General features: G+C 64.0%; 15 protein-coding genes and 1 pseudogene. 6 read left to right on the forward strand and 10 right to left on the reverse strand.

The window, feature by feature from the left end; translation table 11 throughout:
• The first annotated feature begins 256 nt into the window (after positions 1 to 256).
• The 3 genes and pseudogenes from ACT3TS_RS11355 to ACT3TS_RS11365 all read left to right on the forward strand — a co-directional run bounded on the left by ACT3TS_RS11355 (position 257) and on the right by ACT3TS_RS11365 (position 1,481).
• Entirely contained in the window at positions 257 to 532 is a 276-nt protein-coding gene (locus ACT3TS_RS11355) for a hypothetical protein (RefSeq protein WP_444531620.1), read from the forward strand.
• 67 nt (positions 533 to 599) lie between these two features.
• Positions 600 to 695: pseudogene (locus ACT3TS_RS11360) on the forward strand (type II toxin-antitoxin system RelE family toxin); the annotation flags it as partial.
• A gap of 177 nt (positions 696 to 872) precedes the next feature.
• Positions 873 to 1,481: a hypothetical protein gene (locus ACT3TS_RS11365; protein ID WP_444531621.1), complete on the forward strand. Its 609-nt coding sequence runs from the start codon at positions 873 to 875 to the stop codon at positions 1,479 to 1,481.
• A 42-nt stretch (positions 1,482 to 1,523) separates the two neighbouring features.
• Here the strand turns inward: ACT3TS_RS11365 and ACT3TS_RS11370 are convergent, their stop codons facing one another.
• From ACT3TS_RS11370 to ACT3TS_RS11385, 4 genes are all read right to left on the reverse strand, one after another.
• Positions 1,524 to 2,747 (reverse strand): transcriptional regulator, encoded by a 1,224-nt coding sequence (locus tag ACT3TS_RS11370; protein ID WP_444531622.1) that lies wholly within the window; start codon positions 2,745 to 2,747, stop codon positions 1,524 to 1,526.
• A gap of 218 nt (positions 2,748 to 2,965) precedes the next feature.
• The gene (locus ACT3TS_RS11375; protein ID WP_444531623.1) at positions 2,966 to 5,632 is read right to left on the reverse strand and encodes an MMPL family transporter; all 2,667 of its coding nucleotides are present in this window, start codon (positions 5,630 to 5,632) and stop codon (positions 2,966 to 2,968) included.
• Between the two features lie 53 nt (positions 5,633 to 5,685).
• Positions 5,686 to 6,360, reverse strand: a complete 675-nt coding sequence (locus tag ACT3TS_RS11380; RefSeq protein ID WP_444531624.1) for a TetR/AcrR family transcriptional regulator — start codon at positions 6,358 to 6,360, stop codon at positions 5,686 to 5,688.
• 221 nt (positions 6,361 to 6,581) lie between these two features.
• Entirely contained in the window at positions 6,582 to 7,202 is a 621-nt protein-coding gene (locus ACT3TS_RS11385) for a hypothetical protein (protein ID WP_444531625.1), read from the reverse strand.
• 436 nt (positions 7,203 to 7,638) lie between these two features.
• On the opposite strand from ACT3TS_RS11385, the gene ACT3TS_RS11390 reads away from it, so the two are divergent.
• Positions 7,639 to 8,679, forward strand: a complete 1,041-nt coding sequence (locus tag ACT3TS_RS11390) for a protein kinase domain-containing protein (RefSeq protein ID WP_444531626.1) — start codon at positions 7,639 to 7,641, stop codon at positions 8,677 to 8,679.
• Between the two features lie 87 nt (positions 8,680 to 8,766).
• Here the strand turns inward: ACT3TS_RS11390 and ACT3TS_RS11395 are convergent, their stop codons facing one another.
• From ACT3TS_RS11395 to ACT3TS_RS11420, 6 genes are all read right to left on the reverse strand, one after another.
• Positions 8,767 to 9,414: a LysE family translocator gene (locus tag ACT3TS_RS11395; protein ID WP_444531627.1), complete on the reverse strand. Its 648-nt coding sequence runs from the start codon at positions 9,412 to 9,414 to the stop codon at positions 8,767 to 8,769.
• 467 nt (positions 9,415 to 9,881) lie between these two features.
• On the reverse strand, positions 9,882 to 10,262 hold the full coding sequence (locus tag ACT3TS_RS11400) for a YbjQ family protein (RefSeq protein ID WP_444531628.1): 381 nt from the start codon (positions 10,260 to 10,262) through the stop codon (positions 9,882 to 9,884).
• Between the two features lie 243 nt (positions 10,263 to 10,505).
• Positions 10,506 to 11,975, reverse strand: coding sequence for a dicarboxylate/amino acid:cation symporter (locus ACT3TS_RS11405; protein WP_444531629.1), 1,470 nt, complete (start codon positions 11,973 to 11,975; stop codon positions 10,506 to 10,508).
• Positions 11,976 to 12,200: 225 nt separating this feature from the next.
• The gene (locus ACT3TS_RS11410) at positions 12,201 to 13,955 is read right to left on the reverse strand and encodes a DUF885 domain-containing protein (RefSeq protein ID WP_444531630.1); all 1,755 of its coding nucleotides are present in this window, start codon (positions 13,953 to 13,955) and stop codon (positions 12,201 to 12,203) included.
• A 118-nt stretch (positions 13,956 to 14,073) separates the two neighbouring features.
• Positions 14,074 to 14,310 carry an acyl-CoA carboxylase subunit epsilon gene (locus tag ACT3TS_RS11415; RefSeq protein ID WP_444531631.1) on the reverse strand — a complete coding sequence of 79 codons (237 nt, stop codon included), beginning with the start codon at positions 14,308 to 14,310 and terminating at the stop codon, positions 14,074 to 14,076.
• Positions 14,307 to 15,890 (reverse strand): acyl-CoA carboxylase subunit beta, encoded by a 1,584-nt coding sequence (locus tag ACT3TS_RS11420; RefSeq protein WP_444531632.1) that lies wholly within the window; start codon positions 15,888 to 15,890, stop codon positions 14,307 to 14,309. Before ACT3TS_RS11420 ends, ACT3TS_RS11415 begins: the two co-directional genes overlap by 4 nt.
• A 210-nt stretch (positions 15,891 to 16,100) precedes the next feature.
• Between ACT3TS_RS11420 and ACT3TS_RS11425 the strand changes: the two genes are divergently transcribed.
• Both ACT3TS_RS11425 and ACT3TS_RS11430 read left to right on the forward strand, forming a co-directional pair.
• Positions 16,101 to 17,144 carry a biotin--[acetyl-CoA-carboxylase] ligase gene (locus ACT3TS_RS11425; RefSeq protein ID WP_444531633.1) on the forward strand — a complete coding sequence of 348 codons (1,044 nt, stop codon included), beginning with the start codon at positions 16,101 to 16,103 and terminating at the stop codon, positions 17,142 to 17,144.
• Positions 17,137 to 17,736, forward strand: coding sequence for a PH domain-containing protein (locus tag ACT3TS_RS11430; protein ID WP_444531634.1), 600 nt, complete (start codon positions 17,137 to 17,139; stop codon positions 17,734 to 17,736). Before ACT3TS_RS11425 ends, ACT3TS_RS11430 begins: the two co-directional genes overlap by 8 nt.
• Positions 17,737 to 17,747 lie beyond the last annotated feature (11 nt).

Here is a 17,747-nt window from a genome sequence, read left to right on the forward strand (position 1 = left end):
ACATCTGCGTCCTTGGTTGGAAGCGTACGGGGAGCTACGTTGCAACCACGTTGCATGAGCTGGATCACACTTTCGTTAATGGGCGGGCCGGCGGGCTACAGCGTCAATGGGTCATTGCGTCGGTGCCTGGGGTGGGCGCCGGAATGCTCCTCTGCTTAAGTCCCGTGATGGTTGGCTCCCGGAAGTTTCCCGTTGCGGCACTGACTCAGGCGTTTGATATGTGGCCAAGGTGGCGTTTCTGGCGCAGACTGAGAACATGAGTAGAGACGCCGAGCTTTCTGTCAGCCAAGCGCGGAACCACTTTTCCGATGCCGTGAACCGAGCTGCGTTCGGTGGTGAGATCACCTACGTGACGCGCGGGCGCGGTCAGAAGCGCGCTGCTGCGATCGTGCCAGCCGAATTCGTTGAACACTACGAGGCGATGATCGACAGTGAGGACGGTCGAATCGCGTTGGCGCGATGGGCCGATCTCGACGCCGGCCACACCAAGGCTGTCCCTGCGGATGAGGCGGCCCGGGCCCTCGGATTGTGAGCGCCGACCGCGTCCACTCGGTGTCCGCCCTCTCGTTGGATTTCCAAATCTCTAACGAGTCCGCGTCGGCGAGTATCGCGTGGTTTACACGATCAAAGACACTGAACTCGTGGTTCTGGCCTTGCGAGTGGCCCACCGCAGCAGCGTCTATCGCCGACTCTGATGATTGCAGAGTGAGAACGCGGCAACATCGCCGCAACTCGTGGATGGACCTGTGAGTACTTGACTCGGCGTGGCGTGCCGACCAGGCAATCAAGGACAGCGCCACTACACCTGACGCCGCAAGGTTGTGACCCGGCCTGCGCTCCACCCCACAAACGGGCATGGTTAGGATGAAGGCATGGAATTTGTAGTTATTGCCTTGCTCATTGTGGCCGCAGTTTCCCTGATCTGGGCACAGTGGCTCCGGCCAAGGGACGGCAAAACCAAGCGTCAGACCAGGCCGGCCAAGGGAAACCAGGCCGCAGCCAAGTCGACCTACCAGCCCACCTTTGACACTCCCCGCGGGGATGCTGGAGGCCCGACGGCGTCACCTTCCGTCACGCTCACCGGCACCATCCCCGGAGGCAGCGAAGCAGCGGAACGCCTGGCCCGCGACATGTCCGCCCTGGTGAACGAGCACGCCCACGGGCAGCTGAGCGTTTCGCAGAGCTTCGAGGAAGTCACCACAACGCCCCTTTGGTCAGCAACCACACGCACCGGCGGTCCTGCCGGAACCACCGATTCCGGTCATGTCGGGACGACCCGGTCGGATGGGTCGGCAGTTCCCGTTGGGGCCACCTACACGGAAAGCTCCACGACACTTTCAGCGGAATTGACGGAGCGGGTCAGTGCCTTGGCGTCTGCCGGGAAAAGGGACGAAGCAGTCGAACTGCTGGCCAATGAAATCGGAGTGGACCGGAAAACTGCAGACCAAGTCTTGGAATTCATCGTCGGGAAATCCAACTAGCTGGTCAATGCCAGTCAGCCAGACCGACTCCCACCCCATGAACTAGACCTCCAGCGCCTCCACGTGGGCCACCACCGCGGACCGCTTGGGTGAGCGCGGCGGCAGGAGACGCAGAGCTGTGCGCCAGGCTTCGACGTCGTCCGCGGCCTCCGGCAGGCGCAGGTAGCCCAGCAGCACCTCGGGGCTGGCGTCGTTGAGGATGGCTTCACGGAGCTGGACCGCCACGCGGTTGCGGAGGCCCTCAATGGCAGGGGCCAGGGAGCGGGGCATGACCTCGCCGCGGTAAATGTTCAGGGCCAGGCGGTGCGCACCCCGGTCAAGGTAGTTGCGCACCTGCTCGGCATCAACCACGAGCGCGCGGGGCAGCCTGTACGGGCGGGAGTCGGGGACCAGCGTGGGTGCGACGGACAGCAACAGCTTGCGCAGCCGCACCATCTCGGCCCGGATGCTCGTCAGCGAGGTGCCCTCCGGGTAGACCTTGTCGGTGAGCTCCCCGGCGCTGAGGCCGTCGGGATGCAGGGCCAGGACGGCAAGGATTTCGGTGTGCCGTTCGCTGAGCGTCACAGCTTCTCCGGCAACATGCAGCAAGCCTTGGTCGCGGCCCAGGATCTGCAGGCTGTCGCGGTACAGCGGCTTGCCGGCAGCCGCCGGAACCCGGCCGGCCTTGCCCGAAACGCTCCGAAGGTCCGCGCGGCGCTCCAGGCGTTGAATGTGCAGATGGGCCTCCGCGGCAGCAACCGAGGCCTGCACCAGGGAGAGCGTGTTGGCGCCAACGGCGTCGGGACCGCCGGTGATGTCCACGATGCCCAGGACCGAGCCGGAGTCGGGGTCGTGCACCGGAACCGCAGTGCAACTCCACGAGTGGACGGCGGGGTTGAAGTGTTCCTGTCCCACAATTTGCACGCTCTTGCCCAGGACCAGTGCCGTGCCCGGCGCGCTGGTGCCCACGACGGCTTCAGACCAGTCGGCGCCCGTGGTGAAGTTGATGTTCTCACCGTCGCGGCGGGCAGCAGAGTCGCCCTCAACCCACAGCAGCCGGCCGTGTTCGTCGCCGACGGCAACCAGCAGGCCGGTGTCGTGGCTGGGCTGGACAAGCAATTTCGTGATGACAGGCATGATGGCGGCCAGGGGGTGGTCGCGCCGCAATTGTGCCAGTTCACGGCTCTCCCACACGACCGGCGGGGCGAGGCTGCTCGACGTGAGCCCGGCCGGCGTTGCCAGCGCCTTCAGCGACCGCTGCCATGAATCACGCACAAGAGGGCGCATCGCCGGGAGACTGTCAAGAAGCGGATGTGTCGGCGTGATGGCTTCTCCTTAACCTCGGCTCGGGTGCTGGCGGCGCAGTTGCCCAACTGTGTGCCGTGGCTCACCAGTCTAGTGCAACCCGCCGAAGCAACCTTAAACGCCGGGAGGCGGGCAATGCCGAAGCACTGCCCGCCTCCCGGTGTTACCGAACAGCAGGTGAAACAGCCGATGATTCCCGGCTAGATGGCGGGTTCCGGCTCCCTGACCGGAGCTGCCGCATCAGCCGGTGTAGACAAGGTTTCCAGCTTGGCGCCTTCAACGTCGACATCCGGCAGGATCTTGTCCAGCCACTTGGGAATCCACCAGGCCGACTTGCCGAGCAGGTGCATGGCTGCCGGAACGATGGTCATGCGCACAACGAACGCGTCGACAAGCACGCCAAACGCCAGCGCAAAGCCGAGCGGCCGCACCATTGTCAGGTGGGAGAAGATGAAGCCGGAGAACACGCTGATCATGATGATCGCGGCCGCCGTGACAACCGGTGCGGCATGCTTGAACCCGGTCCGCACCGCCTGCTTGGCCTCCTGCCCGTGGGCGTAAGCCTCCCGCATGCCCGAGGCAATGAACACCTGGTAATCCATCGCCAGGCCAAACAGCACGCCGATCAAAATGATGGGCAGGAAACTGAGCACGGCCGCCGGATTCGCAACATCGAAGATCCCGCCGAGCCAGCCCCACTGGTACACGGCAACCACGCCGCCAAACGCAGCAACCAGCGAAAGCAGGAAGCCCGCAGTGGCCAGCAACGGCACCAGGATGGAGCGGAACACCAGGATCAGCAGCAGCAATGAAAGTCCGACGACGATGGCCAGGTACGGGGGCAGCGCCGCTCCCAGCTTTTCAGAGACATCGACGTTCGCGGCCGTTTGGCCGGTCAGGCCGATGGCCACGTGGTGCTCAGCTTCGATGGCCGAGCCTTCCGAGCGCAGGTCATGGATCACCTGGACGGTGCTTTCACTGGCCGGGCCCTCGGTGGGGATGACCTGGTACACGGCGGTGCGAAGGTCCTTGCTGAGCGTAACGGGAATGGCCGCCTTGACGTTGTGGACCCCGCGCAGCTGGTCGGCCACATCCAGGTTCAACGCCGTGGCGCCGGCCTCGTCCAGCCCGGCGGGCAGCGAACCAACCACAATGATGGGTCCGTTCATGCCCTCGCCGAAGTTCTTTCCGGTGATGGAGTACGCCTGGTAGGCACTGGAATCGACAGGTTCGGAGCCGCCGTCGGGCAGTGCAAGCCGCAGGCCGGTGGCCGGAATGGCAATGACGACCAGGGCCAGGACCGCAGTGATGAGGGAAACGACCGGGTGCTTCGTGACGAGTCCGCCCCAGCCGCGGGCGCTGCGGGCAACGTCGGCGGCGTCGTCCGCTGCGGCCCGCTCGCCGTCGTTCATGCCCACGAGGGTGGCCTCGTGCTTCGCGGTTGCCAGGGAGTTCTTGGCCCACGCCTTTTTGGAGATGATCTTGGTGCCGATCAGCGACAGCAGGGCCGGGGTCAGTGTCAGGGCAATCAATACCGAGATGGCAACAGTTGCCGCGGCTGCAAGGCCAAGGATGGCAAGGAACGGCAGCCCGGTGACTGAGAGGGCCGCGAGGGCGATGACAACTGTCAGCCCGGCAAAGGTGACGGCGTTGCCGGAGGTGCCGGTGGCCTTGGCAACGGATTCGCGGATCTCCATGCCTGCCAGCAGTTGCTGCCGGTGCCTGTTGACGATGAACAGCGAGTAGTCAATGCCCACGGCAAGGCCCAGCATCAAGGCCAGCATGGGTGAGATGGAGGACATTTCAATGACGGTGGTCAATGCCATGGTGCCGCCCACACCGACACCAACGCCCACAATGGCCATCAGCAGGGGCAGGCCGGCGGCGACAAACGTCCCCAACATGATCAACAGCACTGCGGCTGCCACGGCAATGCCCACCACTTCGGAAATACCGAACAAGGAGGAAACGTCCTCGACGATTTCCTTGCTGTAGGAAACGGTCACGCCACTGGAATCCAAGGTGTTCAGCTTGTCCTGGACCCGCTGGCGGTTCTCCGGGGTCACAGCGTTCATCGACTCGGTGAACTGGATCTGGCCGATGGCCGCCTTGTTGTTTTCCGAGACAAAGAGGACCCCGGCAGCGGCGTCGGAGGCGCGCTGGCCAGCCACGAGCTCGGCCTTCTTCGCAGCCAAAGTGGCCTGCCCGGCGTCGAACTTGGCCTTGCCTGCCTCATACTGGTCCTGGCCGGCCTGCCACTGGGCCTTCTGGGCATCCAGCTGTTGCTGCGCCGCCGCGATCTGGGCGGTGGCCGCCGCGGCCTGCGGCGAAGCTGCCGGCAGTCCGGCGATCTGGGCCTTTTGGGTGTCGATCTGTGCCTGGCCGGCGTCGAGCTGGGTCTTCCCGGCGGCCAGTTCCTTGGCTGCGGCTTCCAGCGCCGGCGCTCCCGCGGCGGCCTGTTCCTCTCCGGCGGCCAACTGCTTGGCGCCGTCGGCCAGCTGGGTGGCGCCCGCTTCCTTCTGCGCCGTGGTCACGAACGGGTCGATGACGCCCTTGACAGTGGGAACCGTGGTCACAGTTTCCAGTGCGGCCGTGATGTCCTTCTTCTGGGTTGCCGTGAACGGTTCGCCGTTGGTGCTGGTGAACACCACAGCTCCCGTGCCGCCGGATGCCTCAGGCAAGTCGGCCTGGAGCTTGTCCGCCATCTGCTGGGTTTCGGTGCCGGGGATCTCGAAGTTGTTGGACATGGGGCCCATGAACAATGCTGCCGCGCCGCCCACCAGGCCCACAATGACGGCCCAGGCGGCAACCACCAGCCATGCGCGTCGGGCGGAGAACCGTCCCAGTTTATAGAGCCAAAGGGCCATGATGAATCCATTCTGTAAGAAGCCTGAGCGGGCGGGCGCAGGCAGGAAAAAATCTAGTTGTTGAAACCGTTGCGGATGTGGGAGATGGTGCGTTCGAGGAAGTCGCGCAAATCAACCAACGACTCGGGTGTGATGGTCGTTCCATGTGTCTGGAACCAAACCTGGAATGCGGCACGGCAGCTGCCGGTCACGGCACCAACCAGCGCATAAAGATACAGCTCGTCGGTGTCCGGGGGGAGACGCTGCCTGGCAACTTCGGTGATCTTGAGGCTGCACTCCTCCCAGGCCTGGAGCTGGAAACGACCCAATTGAGGGTCCTGGGTCAGGGCGAAGGTTTCGGCCAGAACGGCCAGGTCGCGGGCGCTGCCAACGGCAGAAAGGGCGATCTGGGCGGACACGAGCACAGGCTCGTCGGCCGGCCGTGCTTCCAACTCGATAATGACCTGGTCAAGGTAGTTCTGGGTGAAGCTGGCCACAGCCGCTTCAACGGAGGAAAAGTAGTTGAAAAAGGTGCGCCGGGAGACGCCCGCGGCGGCAGCAACGTCGTCGACCGTGAACGAGTTCAGGTCACCGGTGCGCAGGTAGTCCAAGGCGGCCGAGGCGATCGCCTCGCGGGTGGCGGCCTTGTTCAGCTCGCGGCGGGACGGCTGTGCTGCCGAAGCCGGTGCTGTAGAGGCAGGTGCTGGTGTGCCCGGATGCGGGGAGGGGGTATTTGCGGAAAAGCTCACATGACTACACTAAGTGCAAGTTTGCACTTAGTGCAAATTGATCGGCAGGGCTTCCGCGAGGGGTGCGGTTCTGCACGCTGTCCGGGTTCGCCGCTGCAGGATACGCCGCTGCTTGCCGCTAAACGCGCTGTCTCCTCTGCTCTCGGCCTGACCTAATGGGAGGCCCAAATAAACCTTCACCGGGACAGCGATATCCAGTGGAGCCATAAGCGGGCAACCCGTCAATCGCCCGCGCTCGGCGGCAGGTCATCGCGATCAGCTCTCACCGACACAGTGTCGAGTCGGGGATCGTTTATCAGTTGCCGAAAGATGGGCAGCTCGGCGGCCACGATTAACGAGTCCGGGTATAGCCGACCGCCCCATGCGAGACGCAGTTCGGCATCCCACGCGAACTCAGGGACCCTTCGTCCGGCCCTCACGTCGCCAGGACCGAGGCGTGCCTCGAAGTATTCCTCCCCGAACACTCGCCTTGGCGAGCTGGTGTGCGGTGCTTCGGCGTAGCCCGTCCAACGGAGACATTGGAGCCCGACAACGCCAATCGCATCACGAAGGGCGTTTGCGGTTTCTTCATCCAACTCGCCCATGCAGGAGACAAGACCGCGAACGGAAGGCTGTTCCTCGGCTATGTCTGCGGTCGCTTCAAACCAATCCAGCGAGGCAGAATGATCTTCTACCGCGACGTACCTGGACCATCGCACAATGTCTTTGCCATCATCGACAGTCGGATCTCGAAAAGGAAGGTAAAGGCGCAGCATCGGTAGGCCACGATGCGTTGCCGGGATGAAATCGCGCGCCTGAGTGGCCCATCCTGACTCTGCCAGACCCGCGGTCTCCTCGCCCATCCTGACATCATAGCTGGGCGGGTGTGTCATGTTCAGAAGTCGAGTCCATGGATGTCAGGAGTCGTGGTCACTTATCTGATTCGTCAGACGTGCTCTGCTGAGAATTTCAGAAGGTGTCAGCTCAGACGGCTCTGTTCGTGGGGTGAATCTTTGCCGGGACACTGACCGGGCAGGATCAGGCTTGCGGGCTGCCCGGAGTCTCGGTCACCGCGGCAAGGAAGATCGCCAAGGTGTCTGCTGCATCCGCGAGACAGTATGGGCGGATGGCAACGACTGGCCCAAGGGTGTTTATTTTCAAGTCCCCAGAAGCAGCATCCCACCTCGACTGGCCATGACCGCCCGATGCTTACGGTGTCCCGTACCCAACGCTCTGCGGGACATTTGGAATAGGGCCGATGTGCCCAGCTCGGCAAGGGCTGGCCCTTAGAGTGGAGTGATGACGGCACGTGCAAATGAAGCCCGAAGTATCTCCGATGTGCTCGCCGGGCTCGATGACGAAGGCGTGCGAAAGCTCATCGATGCTGCCGGGCCCGTTGGCGTAGGCATCGGGGGAACAACCAAGACAGCCTGCGTTGGTGAAACGACCGTCTTCGTGAAACAGCTCCCACTCACAAGCATTGAAGAGGCGGATCCAACCACTACTTCCAGTCGAGTCCAGCTTCCCTTTGTCAGCCACTACGGGATCGGAAGCCCTACCCACGGAGCCGGGCGAGAATTGGCGGCACACCAGGTGACCACCGAGTGGGTTCAGGCAGGAGCTGCGGATTTCTTCCCGCTATTGCTCGGGTGGCGGGTCGTTGATCTGAAGTGCGAGGCAGACCTCCGTGAATTTGATGGCGATGTTCCGCAACGCCAGTGGGGGATCCATTGGCCTCAAGTCAAGACCAAACTCACCGCGATGAAGGACGCATCCAAGAGCATGGTGCTCTTCCTGGAATACGTGCCCGAGACGCTGGGCGCGTGGCTGCGCAGGAGCCTGAACGACGGCGACGGGGAGGTCGTCTTCGCTGACGTGCTCGATCAGATCATCGAGGCCACGGCATGGATGAAGACGAAAGGGTTCCAGCACTTCGATGTGCATCCGGGAAACATCCTCGTACGGGAGGGCAGGCTGCTCCTCACTGACTTCGGACTTGCGCTCTACCGCGAGTTCGACCTCACACCGGCGGAAAGAGCCTCCATGGCCGAGCACGAAAGCTTCGACCGTGACACTGCCCTTATGCATCTGTTCCACTGGGTGCTGTTCGAGCTCGGATACACCTCCGGGCCACAGCGCCTGGCACTGCTGCGTGCTGCCGCTGCCGACCCCGATACGCCAGCCATGGATCCAGTGCGCGTGGCACTCGGCGGGAGCACCGACCTGATTGCCCAACATGCGAGTGCCGCTGTCTACATAACCGAGATGTTCGGTGCCCTGATGCACGATGCGTCCGCCACGCGGTACGACAGCGCCCACGACAGGAGCATTCAGCCATAGCTGCCAAATTGGTGGATTCGATCCTTCATGTCGGTGGCATTCCAAATAGAAACGCTGAGCGGGCATCGTCTGGCGGCAAGGACCTTCCTAGCTGGCGACAGCGGGGGTTGGGGCGTCGAACGCGAGCTTCACTCCGATTCCACCCAGGAGGGAGCCTGTCACCCGTTTTTGCCAGCGGATCCATTGCGGCTTGCGTTGCAGGAAAGCCGCGATTGAACCTGCGGCGAGGATGATTGCCCCATTCACGGCAACACCCACGCCGATCTGGATGGCTCCGAGCTGGAATCCCTGGGCAACGACGTGGCCCAAGGCTGGATCAATGAACTGCGGAATCACAGCCAGGTACAAAATTGCCACCTTGGGATTCAACAAATTCGTCACGAGCCCCATGCGAAACAGTTTCCCGACGGAGTCACGCGGCAGCTCGTTTGATTCAAAGAGTGATTTGCCGCTTGGACGGAGTGTCCTATAGGCCAGCCAGAGCAGGTAAAGGGCGCCCAGGACCTTGAGCGCAATGAATAACCACGGAACCACCAAGAAAACCGTCGCAAGTCCCAAGTTGGCCATGGCCATATAGACGACGAATCCAACGGCAGTGCCAGCCAGAGATGCCATGCCGGCACGCCGTCCCTGGCTGATGCTGCGCGAAACGAGGTAAACCATATTCGGCCCTGGCGTGAGTGCCATCCCGAATTCGATGAGGGCGATACCGAGCGCAGCGGTTAGCGAGATCACGTGATTCCCTTGCGAGATCGATGAGAGGTGCATCCTCATCGACGCTGGGTCATTAGAGTATGTCACGGTAGCGAGAACCCGTGAAGGTGAGCCATGCCAGCCCATCTCTGTCCTGTAGCCGGTCCCGCGCCGGCGCAAGCGCAACCAAAATTCTCCCCGATTGGGAATCCGCGTTGGCCCACCGCCCTCGGATTCCCGTATACCCGCCGGCGAAAAGCACGGTCAACGGGCGGGCTGTGTGCGGGACAGAACATCAGGGCCCACCCGGCGCATTCCTCTGACTCCGCCAGGCCTCAGTGATGATGCGCGCAACTGGGAAAGTGACACGAATGTGAGTATTCCGTGGATCCAGCTTGGACCATCGTCGCAGGTCACAGGAGTTCGCTGGTGACTAATAGCGTGGGAACCTACACGCGCCGGGCACATGTGCTGCCGGGCCGTGGCCCGCGCGCGCCGTGGCCCGAGTGTCAGCCCTGCGGGTTTTGCGCCAGATAGATGGACTGGCCGGTGGCTCCGGGCTGTCCTTCGCCCAGCGGGATTGCGAAGACGGCGGTGCCGTAGGCGCAGACCTCTGTCCAGTTTCCGCCCATTTCCGAGGTGTCGAAGCGGGTGGCCACAATGGCGTTGGCGCCCTTGGTCTGTGCTTCGGTGACCATGCGGGCCATCACTTCCTGCCGGCTCTCGTAAAGCGCCTGGGTCATTTCGGGCAGTTCACCGCCGCCAAGGGAACGAAAGCTGGCGGTGAACTGGGCGCCGATGTGTCGTGAGCGGACGGTCAAGCCCATGACCTCGCCGAAAATGGCATCAATCTTGTAGCCGGGGAGGTCATTGGTGGTAACGATGATCATTGCTGTCCTTTTCTCATGGCGGCTCGGGCATGCCATTTTCCGGGGGCCCGACGCTTTTGCTTCTGTCCTAGGCATCATACGGCGCAGAGGTTGCGGCGGGCTGGGTTTCGAGATGGATTTGGGAGCTGACAACACGGGCTGACAACACAAAGTCCCGCCCCGGTGGCTTTTGGCCACCCCGGGACGGGACTTGTCATGAGCTTCCGAAGCGTCGGGATCTGCCGGTTGGGGCAGCTTCAGTGGTCAGGCGTTGGCGGGTTCCCGGTTCGGGTCCACTGCGTTGGTGCCGCCCCCGCCGTCTACGTCCGCGCCGCCTGCGTCACTGGCGTCGTCGGCCGGGGTCAAGCCGGCGAGGAGCTCGTCGGCGTCGTCCGCGAACGGGTCGCCATTGCGGGGAGCGTTGTACAGGTCTTCGTCCAGGATGCCCTGGCGCTTGGCCACAATGGTGGGCACCAGCGCCTGGCCGGCCACGTTCAGGGCGGTGCGGCCCATGTCTATGATCGGGTCAACGGCAAGCAGAAGTCCGACGCCGGCCAGCGGCAGTCCCAGCGTCGACAGCGTCAAGGTGAGCATGACGACGGCGCCCGTTGTTCCGGCAGTGGCGGCGGAACCCAACACGGAGACCAGGACGATGAGCAGGTACTGGCCAAGGTCCAGCTGGATGCCGAAGAACTGTGCCACGAAGATGGCTGCGACGGCCGGGTAGATGGCGGCGCAACCGTCCATCTTGGTTGTTGCACCCAACGGCACAGCAAAGGAGGCGTAGGCGCGGGGCACGCCCAGATTGCGTTCGGTGACGCGTTGGGTCAGCGGCAGGGTGCCGATGGAGGAACGGGAGACGAAGCCCAGCTGAACTGCCGGCCAAACGCCGGAGAAGTACTGCTTGATGGACAGGCCGTGGCTCTTGACGAGCACGGGGTACACGATGAACATGACCAGGGCCAGACCAAGGTAGATGGCCACCGTGAACTTGCCCAGCGAGCCAATCGTGGTCCAGCCGTAGCTGGCCACGGCGTTGCCGATCAAACCGACCGTGCCGATCGGAGCGAGGCGGATGATCCACCACAGCACCTTTTGGATGACTGCCAGGGCTGAACCATTGAGCTTGAGGAACGGATCGGCCGCCTTGCCGATCTTCAGCGCCGCAATGCCAACCACAATGGCGATGACCAGGATCTGCAGCACGTTGAAGCTGACGCTCGTGGACAGTGCGCCCGAATCGGCGGTCTTCGTGGAGGCGCTCAGGCCCAGGAAGTTGGACGGGAACAAGCCGATCAGGAACGACCACCAGTCACCTGACTTGCCCGTGTATTCCGTCGGTGTTGCCGTTCCCGTGCCAGCTCCGGGCTGGAACACGGTACCCAGCACGATGCCAATGGTCACGGCGATCAGTGACGTGATGGCGAACCACAACAGGGTGTTCCACGCCAGTCGCGCGGCGTTGGTGACCTCACGGAGGTTGGCGATTGAGGAGACCACTGCGGTGAAAATCAGCGGCACAACGGCCGCCTTCAAAATTGACACGTAGCTGGAACCGATGGTGTCCAGCGTGGTGACCAGGCCGTTGGGGTCGGTCTCGGGATCGCCGCCGAGTTGGCGGGCGAGCAGGCCGAGAGCAAGCCCGGCGATGAGGGCGACAATGATTTGAACGCCAAAGGAGCTTGCCCACTTGGGCAGCTTCGACACTTTGGGAGTGGTTGCTGAGGAAGTCATTTCTCAACGGTAGGCGGGGGACAATAGCACCCGGAAATTTAGATTTCCTTGTATTACGCGGCATAAATTCAATTGTTACGGGCTTTGGTGCAAAGTCGGGGCAGTTGCCCATGCCTGCCGTCTGCAGGGTGTCCGGTCCCACAGCCCCGCCGGGCGGTGTCCGCCTCATCATCCCGGCCGGAAAGCGGGAAGTCAGGCCGTTTCGCCGTCCCGGCGTCCGGCCGGTCAGTCCAGCAGTGCCATCTTCAGGGAGTCCAGGCCCACGGAGCCGACGTTGAGTGCCCGGGTGTGGAAGTCACGCAGGGAAAACTCGGAGCCGTCCCGCGTGGCCAGTGCGTCCCGGATCTCTTCCCAGAGCCGCTGGCCAATCTTGTACGACGGCGCCTGGCCCGGCCAGCCAAGGTAACGGTGGAACTCAAAGTCCAGCTGCCCGGCGGACAGATCCAGGTTTTGGGCCAGGAAGTCGCGGCCCTTCCCGGCTGTCCAGGTCCCGGTTCCCCAGCGGGCCGGCACCGGCAGTTCCAGGTGCACTCCAATGTCAAAGACCACACGTGCTGCCCTGATGCGCTGCCCGTCAAGCATGCCCATTTTGTCGCCGGGATCGGACAAATAGCCCAGTTCGTCCATGAGCCGCTCCGCGTACAGGGCCCAACCCTCGCCGTGCCCGGAGACCCAGCAGACATTGCGCCGCCAGTCGTTCAACAGGGCCGATTGGTAGGTGGCGGTGGCAACCTGCAGATGGTGGCCCGGCACACCCTCGTGGTAGACAGTGGTGGTTTCGGCCCATGTGGTGAACGCGTCTTCGCCCTCGGGGACAGACCACCACATGCGGCCCGGCCGGGAGAAATCCTCCGACGGGCCTGTGTAGTAGATGCCGCCGTCCTGGGTGGGTGCGATGCGGCATTCAAGCCGGCGCATGATGTCCGGGATGTCGAACTGGGCGCCTGCCAGTTCGGCCATGGCGGCATCTGAGAGTTGCTGCATCCACTGCGTCAACGCCTCGGTGCCCTGCAATTGGCGGGCCGGGTCTGCATTCAGCAGGGCCTTGGCCTCTTCAACTGAGGCGCCGGGCTTGATGGCCGAGGCCACGGCCTCCTGCTCGGCGATGACGCGGTCAAGCTCGGCCACGCCCCATGCGTACGTTTCCTCCAGGTCCACTGCGGCGCCCAGGAACAGCCTCGACGCGAGCGCATAGCGTTCCCGGCCCACGGCATCGGCAGCGGGTGCCAAAGGCAGCAGCTCCGTGCGCAAAAACTCCACCAGCGAGGCGTAGGCGGCCCTCGCCAGCTCGGCATTGGTGAGCAGCGCAGTGGTGAGTGCGGCTGGCAGTGAGGTGTCGGCGTCGTGCGTGGCAACAGCGTCAGGAGCGTCAGGCGTGGCCGGAGCGTCGGGAGTGTCGGGAGCATCAAGGGCGGCATCGCGGGCCAGGGAAACAAAGAATCCGCCCGGGCTGGCATGCCGTTCGCACTGCTCGATGACGGTCAGGACCTGCCGGCGTGCCGCCACGAGCCCGCGCGCCGCACCGGCCCGCAACGAGGCGATGTAACCCTCGACGGCGCCCGGCACGTTGGCCAGCCGGGTGGCGACATGCTCCCAGTCCTGGACTGTGGCGCTGGGCATGAGATCGAAAATGGCCCGAATTTCCTGGGCGGGAGAGGCGATGTTGTTTAAATCCGCTAGCGGCCAGCCGCTCGCGTGCAGCTCAACGTCAACGCCGAGCCGCTCGTTCATGGCATGTTTGGTGACCTTGTCGACGTCGTCGGCGGGCTCGAGCGCGGCCAGGGCCGCGAGGGTGTCGGCGGTTGCCTGCGCCATCGCAGCCAAGCCCGCGGGGGAGTGGTCGCGGTACTCGCCCTCGTGCCCTGTTCGTCCCAGTTCTGTGGCAAAAGCGGGATCCAGCGCCAGCAACGTCTCGGTGTAGTCGTTGGCAACCCGGTCGATGGCAGTGGTGGCCCGAATGGGCTGCGCAGGCAAAGTCATGGTCCCGAGCCTACTCGGCCCACCCGGCCCCATGTCCATGCCCCGTGTCCAGAGGGAGCCTGTGCCATGGCCGGGCCGGGACCAATAACGCGCGTGCAGGCGAAGGTGCAGGCGAAGTCTAGTGTCCCGAACGCCGCCAGGAACCGGCACCGGGTTTCGGTGGCAGGTTCAGCTGCGACCGCCGGGCCCAATGCCGAGACGGTGCCTGGATGCTTTCGCCGCCGGCACCAGATTGCAGCGCAAGTACGACGGCGGTCACAGCGGCAAGTTCCTCGGCGCTGGGATTGCCCCGGGTCACGTTGAGCAACGATGCTTGGGGTTCGGCCGCAGGGGACTGGGAGTCAATGGGGGTCACAGCGGGATGTTCCCATGTTTTTTGGCGGGCAGGCTGGCTCGCTTGTCGCGCAGTGCCCGCAGGCCCTTGATCAGCTGGATGCGGGTGTCGGACGGTGCGATGACGGCGTCGATGTAGCCCAGCTCGGCCGCCTGGTAAGGGTTCAGGAGCTCGTCTTCGTAATTGCGGACGATCTCTGCACGACGGGCTTCAACATCGCCGCCCTCCGCCGCGACCGCGGCAAGGTCGCGCCGGTACAAGATGTTGACGGCTCCCTGGGCGCCCATGACACCGATCTGGGCTGTGGGCCACGCCAGGTTCAAGTCGGCGCCGAGCTTCTTGGAGCCCATGACGATGTACGCGCCGCCGTAGGCCTTGCGGGTGATGACTGTCAGCTTCGGCACCGTGGCCTCGGCGTAGGCATACAGCAGCTTGGCACCGCGGCGGATGATGCCCTGGAATTCCTGGTCCTTGCCGGGCAGGAACCCCGGCACGTCAACCAGGGTGACGATGGGGATGTTGAAGGCGTCGCAGTTGCGCACAAAGCGGGCGGCCTTTTCGGAGGCGTTGATGTCCAGGGTGCCGGCGAACTGCATCGGCTGGTTGGCCACGATGCCCACGGTGTGGCCTTCAATGCGGCCGTAGCCGATCATGACGTTGGGTGCGTAGAGGGCCTGCATCTCGAGGAAGTGTCCGTCGTCGAGGATCTGCTCAATCACGGCGCGCATGGTGTACGGCTGGTTGGCCGAGTCCGGGATCAACGTGTCCAGGGCGAGGTCGGCGTCGTCGACCTCCAACTCCTGTTCATGCTCGGTGACGGGAGGCTCGGCAAGGTTATTGGAGGGCAGGAAGTCAAGGAGTTCGCGGACAAACTCAATCGCGTCGCCCTCGTCGGTGGCCAAATAGGTGGAGGTTCCCGTGGTGCTGTTGTGCTGGCGGGCGCCGCCGAGGGTCTCCATGTCCACGTCCTCGCCCGTGACGGTCTTGATGACGTCGGGGCCGGTGATGAACATGTGTGAGGTCTTGTCGACCATGACGACGTAGTCAGTCAGTGCGGGGGAGTAGGCGGCACCGCCGGCGCAGGGGCCCATGATGAGCGAGATCTGCGGGACCACGCCCGAGGCGTGCACGTTGTTGCGGAAGATGTCGGCGAACATCGCCAGCGACGCCACGCCTTCCTGGATGCGTGCGCCGCCGCCGTCATTGATGCCGACGACCGGGCAGCCGTTGCGCAGCGCGAACTCCTGGACCTTGACGATCTTTTCGCCGTTGACCTGGCTCAGGGACCCGCCGTACACGCTGAAGTCCTGGCTGTAGATGCCGATGAGGCGCCCGTCCACCGTGCCGTAGCCGGAGACGACCCCGTCACCGAGCGGCTGCTTCTTCTCCATGCCAAATGCGTGCGAACGGTGCACGGCAAGGGCGTCAAACTCCACAAAGGAATCGGGATCGACGAGCATGTCAATGCGCTCGCGGGCGGTGTTGCGGCCCTTGGCGTGCTGCTTCTCAATGGCCGCCTCACCTGACGGCATTTTCGACTGAGCCGAACGGTCGCGGAAATCGGCAATTTTGCCTGCTGTCGTTGAAAGGTCGTGGCTCATTGATACTCCGGCTCAGTAGTGTGGAAGCTGGCGACCCTTCATAGGAACCGCACAAAAGGGCAAACTCTCCTCACAGTCTAATAACGAAAATAGCCGTTGCGTGTGTAGGAAACCTACAAAGTCGTCAGTTAAGTGTCTGAGGTTCCTCCACCGCCGCAGTGGCGGCTGCGCAGCGGCGTCGTGTACTGCTGCGCCGGATAGGATTGAAACATGAACGGCGCCCCACTTGATCTGAACCGGCCCGGCCTCGACGGCCCTGTCCTCAAGGCTGCCCTGACGCACCCCCAGGGCAGCTTTGCCCGGGTGCAGGTGGTTGCTTCAAGCGGGTCCACCAACACCGACCTGGCCGCGGGGGCGGCAAATGTCGATGAATACTGGCCGGACCTGAGCGTGTTGATCGCGGACGCCCAGCCGGCCGGAAAAGGCCGCATGGGCAGGAGCTGGGAAGTGCCGGCCGGGGCTGCCATGATTTCAAGCGTGTTCGTGCGCCCGGCGGAGCAGGCCGCAGCGGCGGCCCGCGCCGATGCGGTCGACACCGATGTGTTCGCGCCAACCGGCTACGGCTGGCTGTCAATTCTGGCCGGCGTGGCACTGTGCGGAGCCGTGCGCTCGCTGACGGGCGTGCCCGCCGAACTAAAGTGGCCCAACGACGTCGTGGTCCGGGGGCGCAAGTTGGCCGGCATTCTGGCGCAGCTGGTTCCGGCCAAAGTCGTGACCGCCAACGACGTGTCCGGTGCGGCGGGCCCGGGCGTGTCCGGCACCCACGGTGCCCGTGGTGCGGTCGGCACCCACGGCGGGCTGCGCGTCCAGGCCGGGCCCGGCGTCGTGGTTGGGGCAGGGGTCAATGTCAGCCTGCAAGCCGGTGAGCTGCCGACCGACCGGGCCACATCACTGCTGCTCGAGAACGCCACAACCCTGGACCGGAATCTGCTTCTTCCCGCGTACCTGAACCATTTTGCCGAGCTGTACCGCGACTTTGTGGCTGTTGGCGGGGACGCGCTGCGCCCGCTGGCCGGGGGGCGGGCGCAGGGGCGCAGCGTCATGGAGCTCGCGCAGGAATGCATGAGCACGCTGGGCCAGGAAGTGCGCGCCGAACTGCCCGGCGGAGCCATGCTGCACGGCACCGCCACAGCCTTGGGGCCCGACGGCGGATTGCTGCTGCGCGACGCGGCCGGGACAGTTCATGCCGTCAGCGCCGGGGACGTGATCCACCTGCGCCGCACCGGGCCCGATGGCGCGGTGAAATATGCGTAATTGGTTGCTGGAGGATGAGCAGGTTGTCATCCGCTGCCGGCCGCATTCCCGGATCCTGGTCTGGCCCATCACGGTGGGGCTGCTGCTGGTGCTTGTCGGATCGGCGGCGCTTGCCAAATTGCAGCCGGTCCCTTTTGCCGGGTGGGCTCCGGGTGCCGATCCCTGGCGGGAGCCGGCCATCGTGCTGCTGGTTGCCGTGGTGGTCATTCTTGAACTGGCTTATCCGGTGCGGCGCGTGCTGCGCTGGGCCTGGACCCGCTACATCCTGAGCAACCAGCGGCTGCTTGTCCGCCGCGGGCCGTGGGGCCGCATCGAGGAGATCCACGTGCTGGAGCAGGTCCAGGAGGTGCGGCCGGTGCAGAATTGGCGGCAGCGAATGGTCGGTTCCGGGGACCTGCAGCTGCACATGTACAGGGGAGCCATGCGCACGGTGGCGGAAGTTCCCGTGCTGAACCGCTTTAATGGTGAAACCCAACATGTTTGGACCAGGGTGTTCCGGGCGTCCATTCAGCAAACACCCCATCAGGGGGACTACGCTGGTGAAGTTGGCATGACAGAGAAGGAGCGGCGCAAGCTTGGAAGAAACAACTGATCCACCCGAGC

Origin of the sequence: Specibacter sp. AOP5-B1-6, assembly GCF_052376555.1 — a bacterium.
In the GTDB taxonomy this organism is placed as follows: domain Bacteria; phylum Actinomycetota; class Actinomycetes; order Actinomycetales; family Micrococcaceae; genus Specibacter.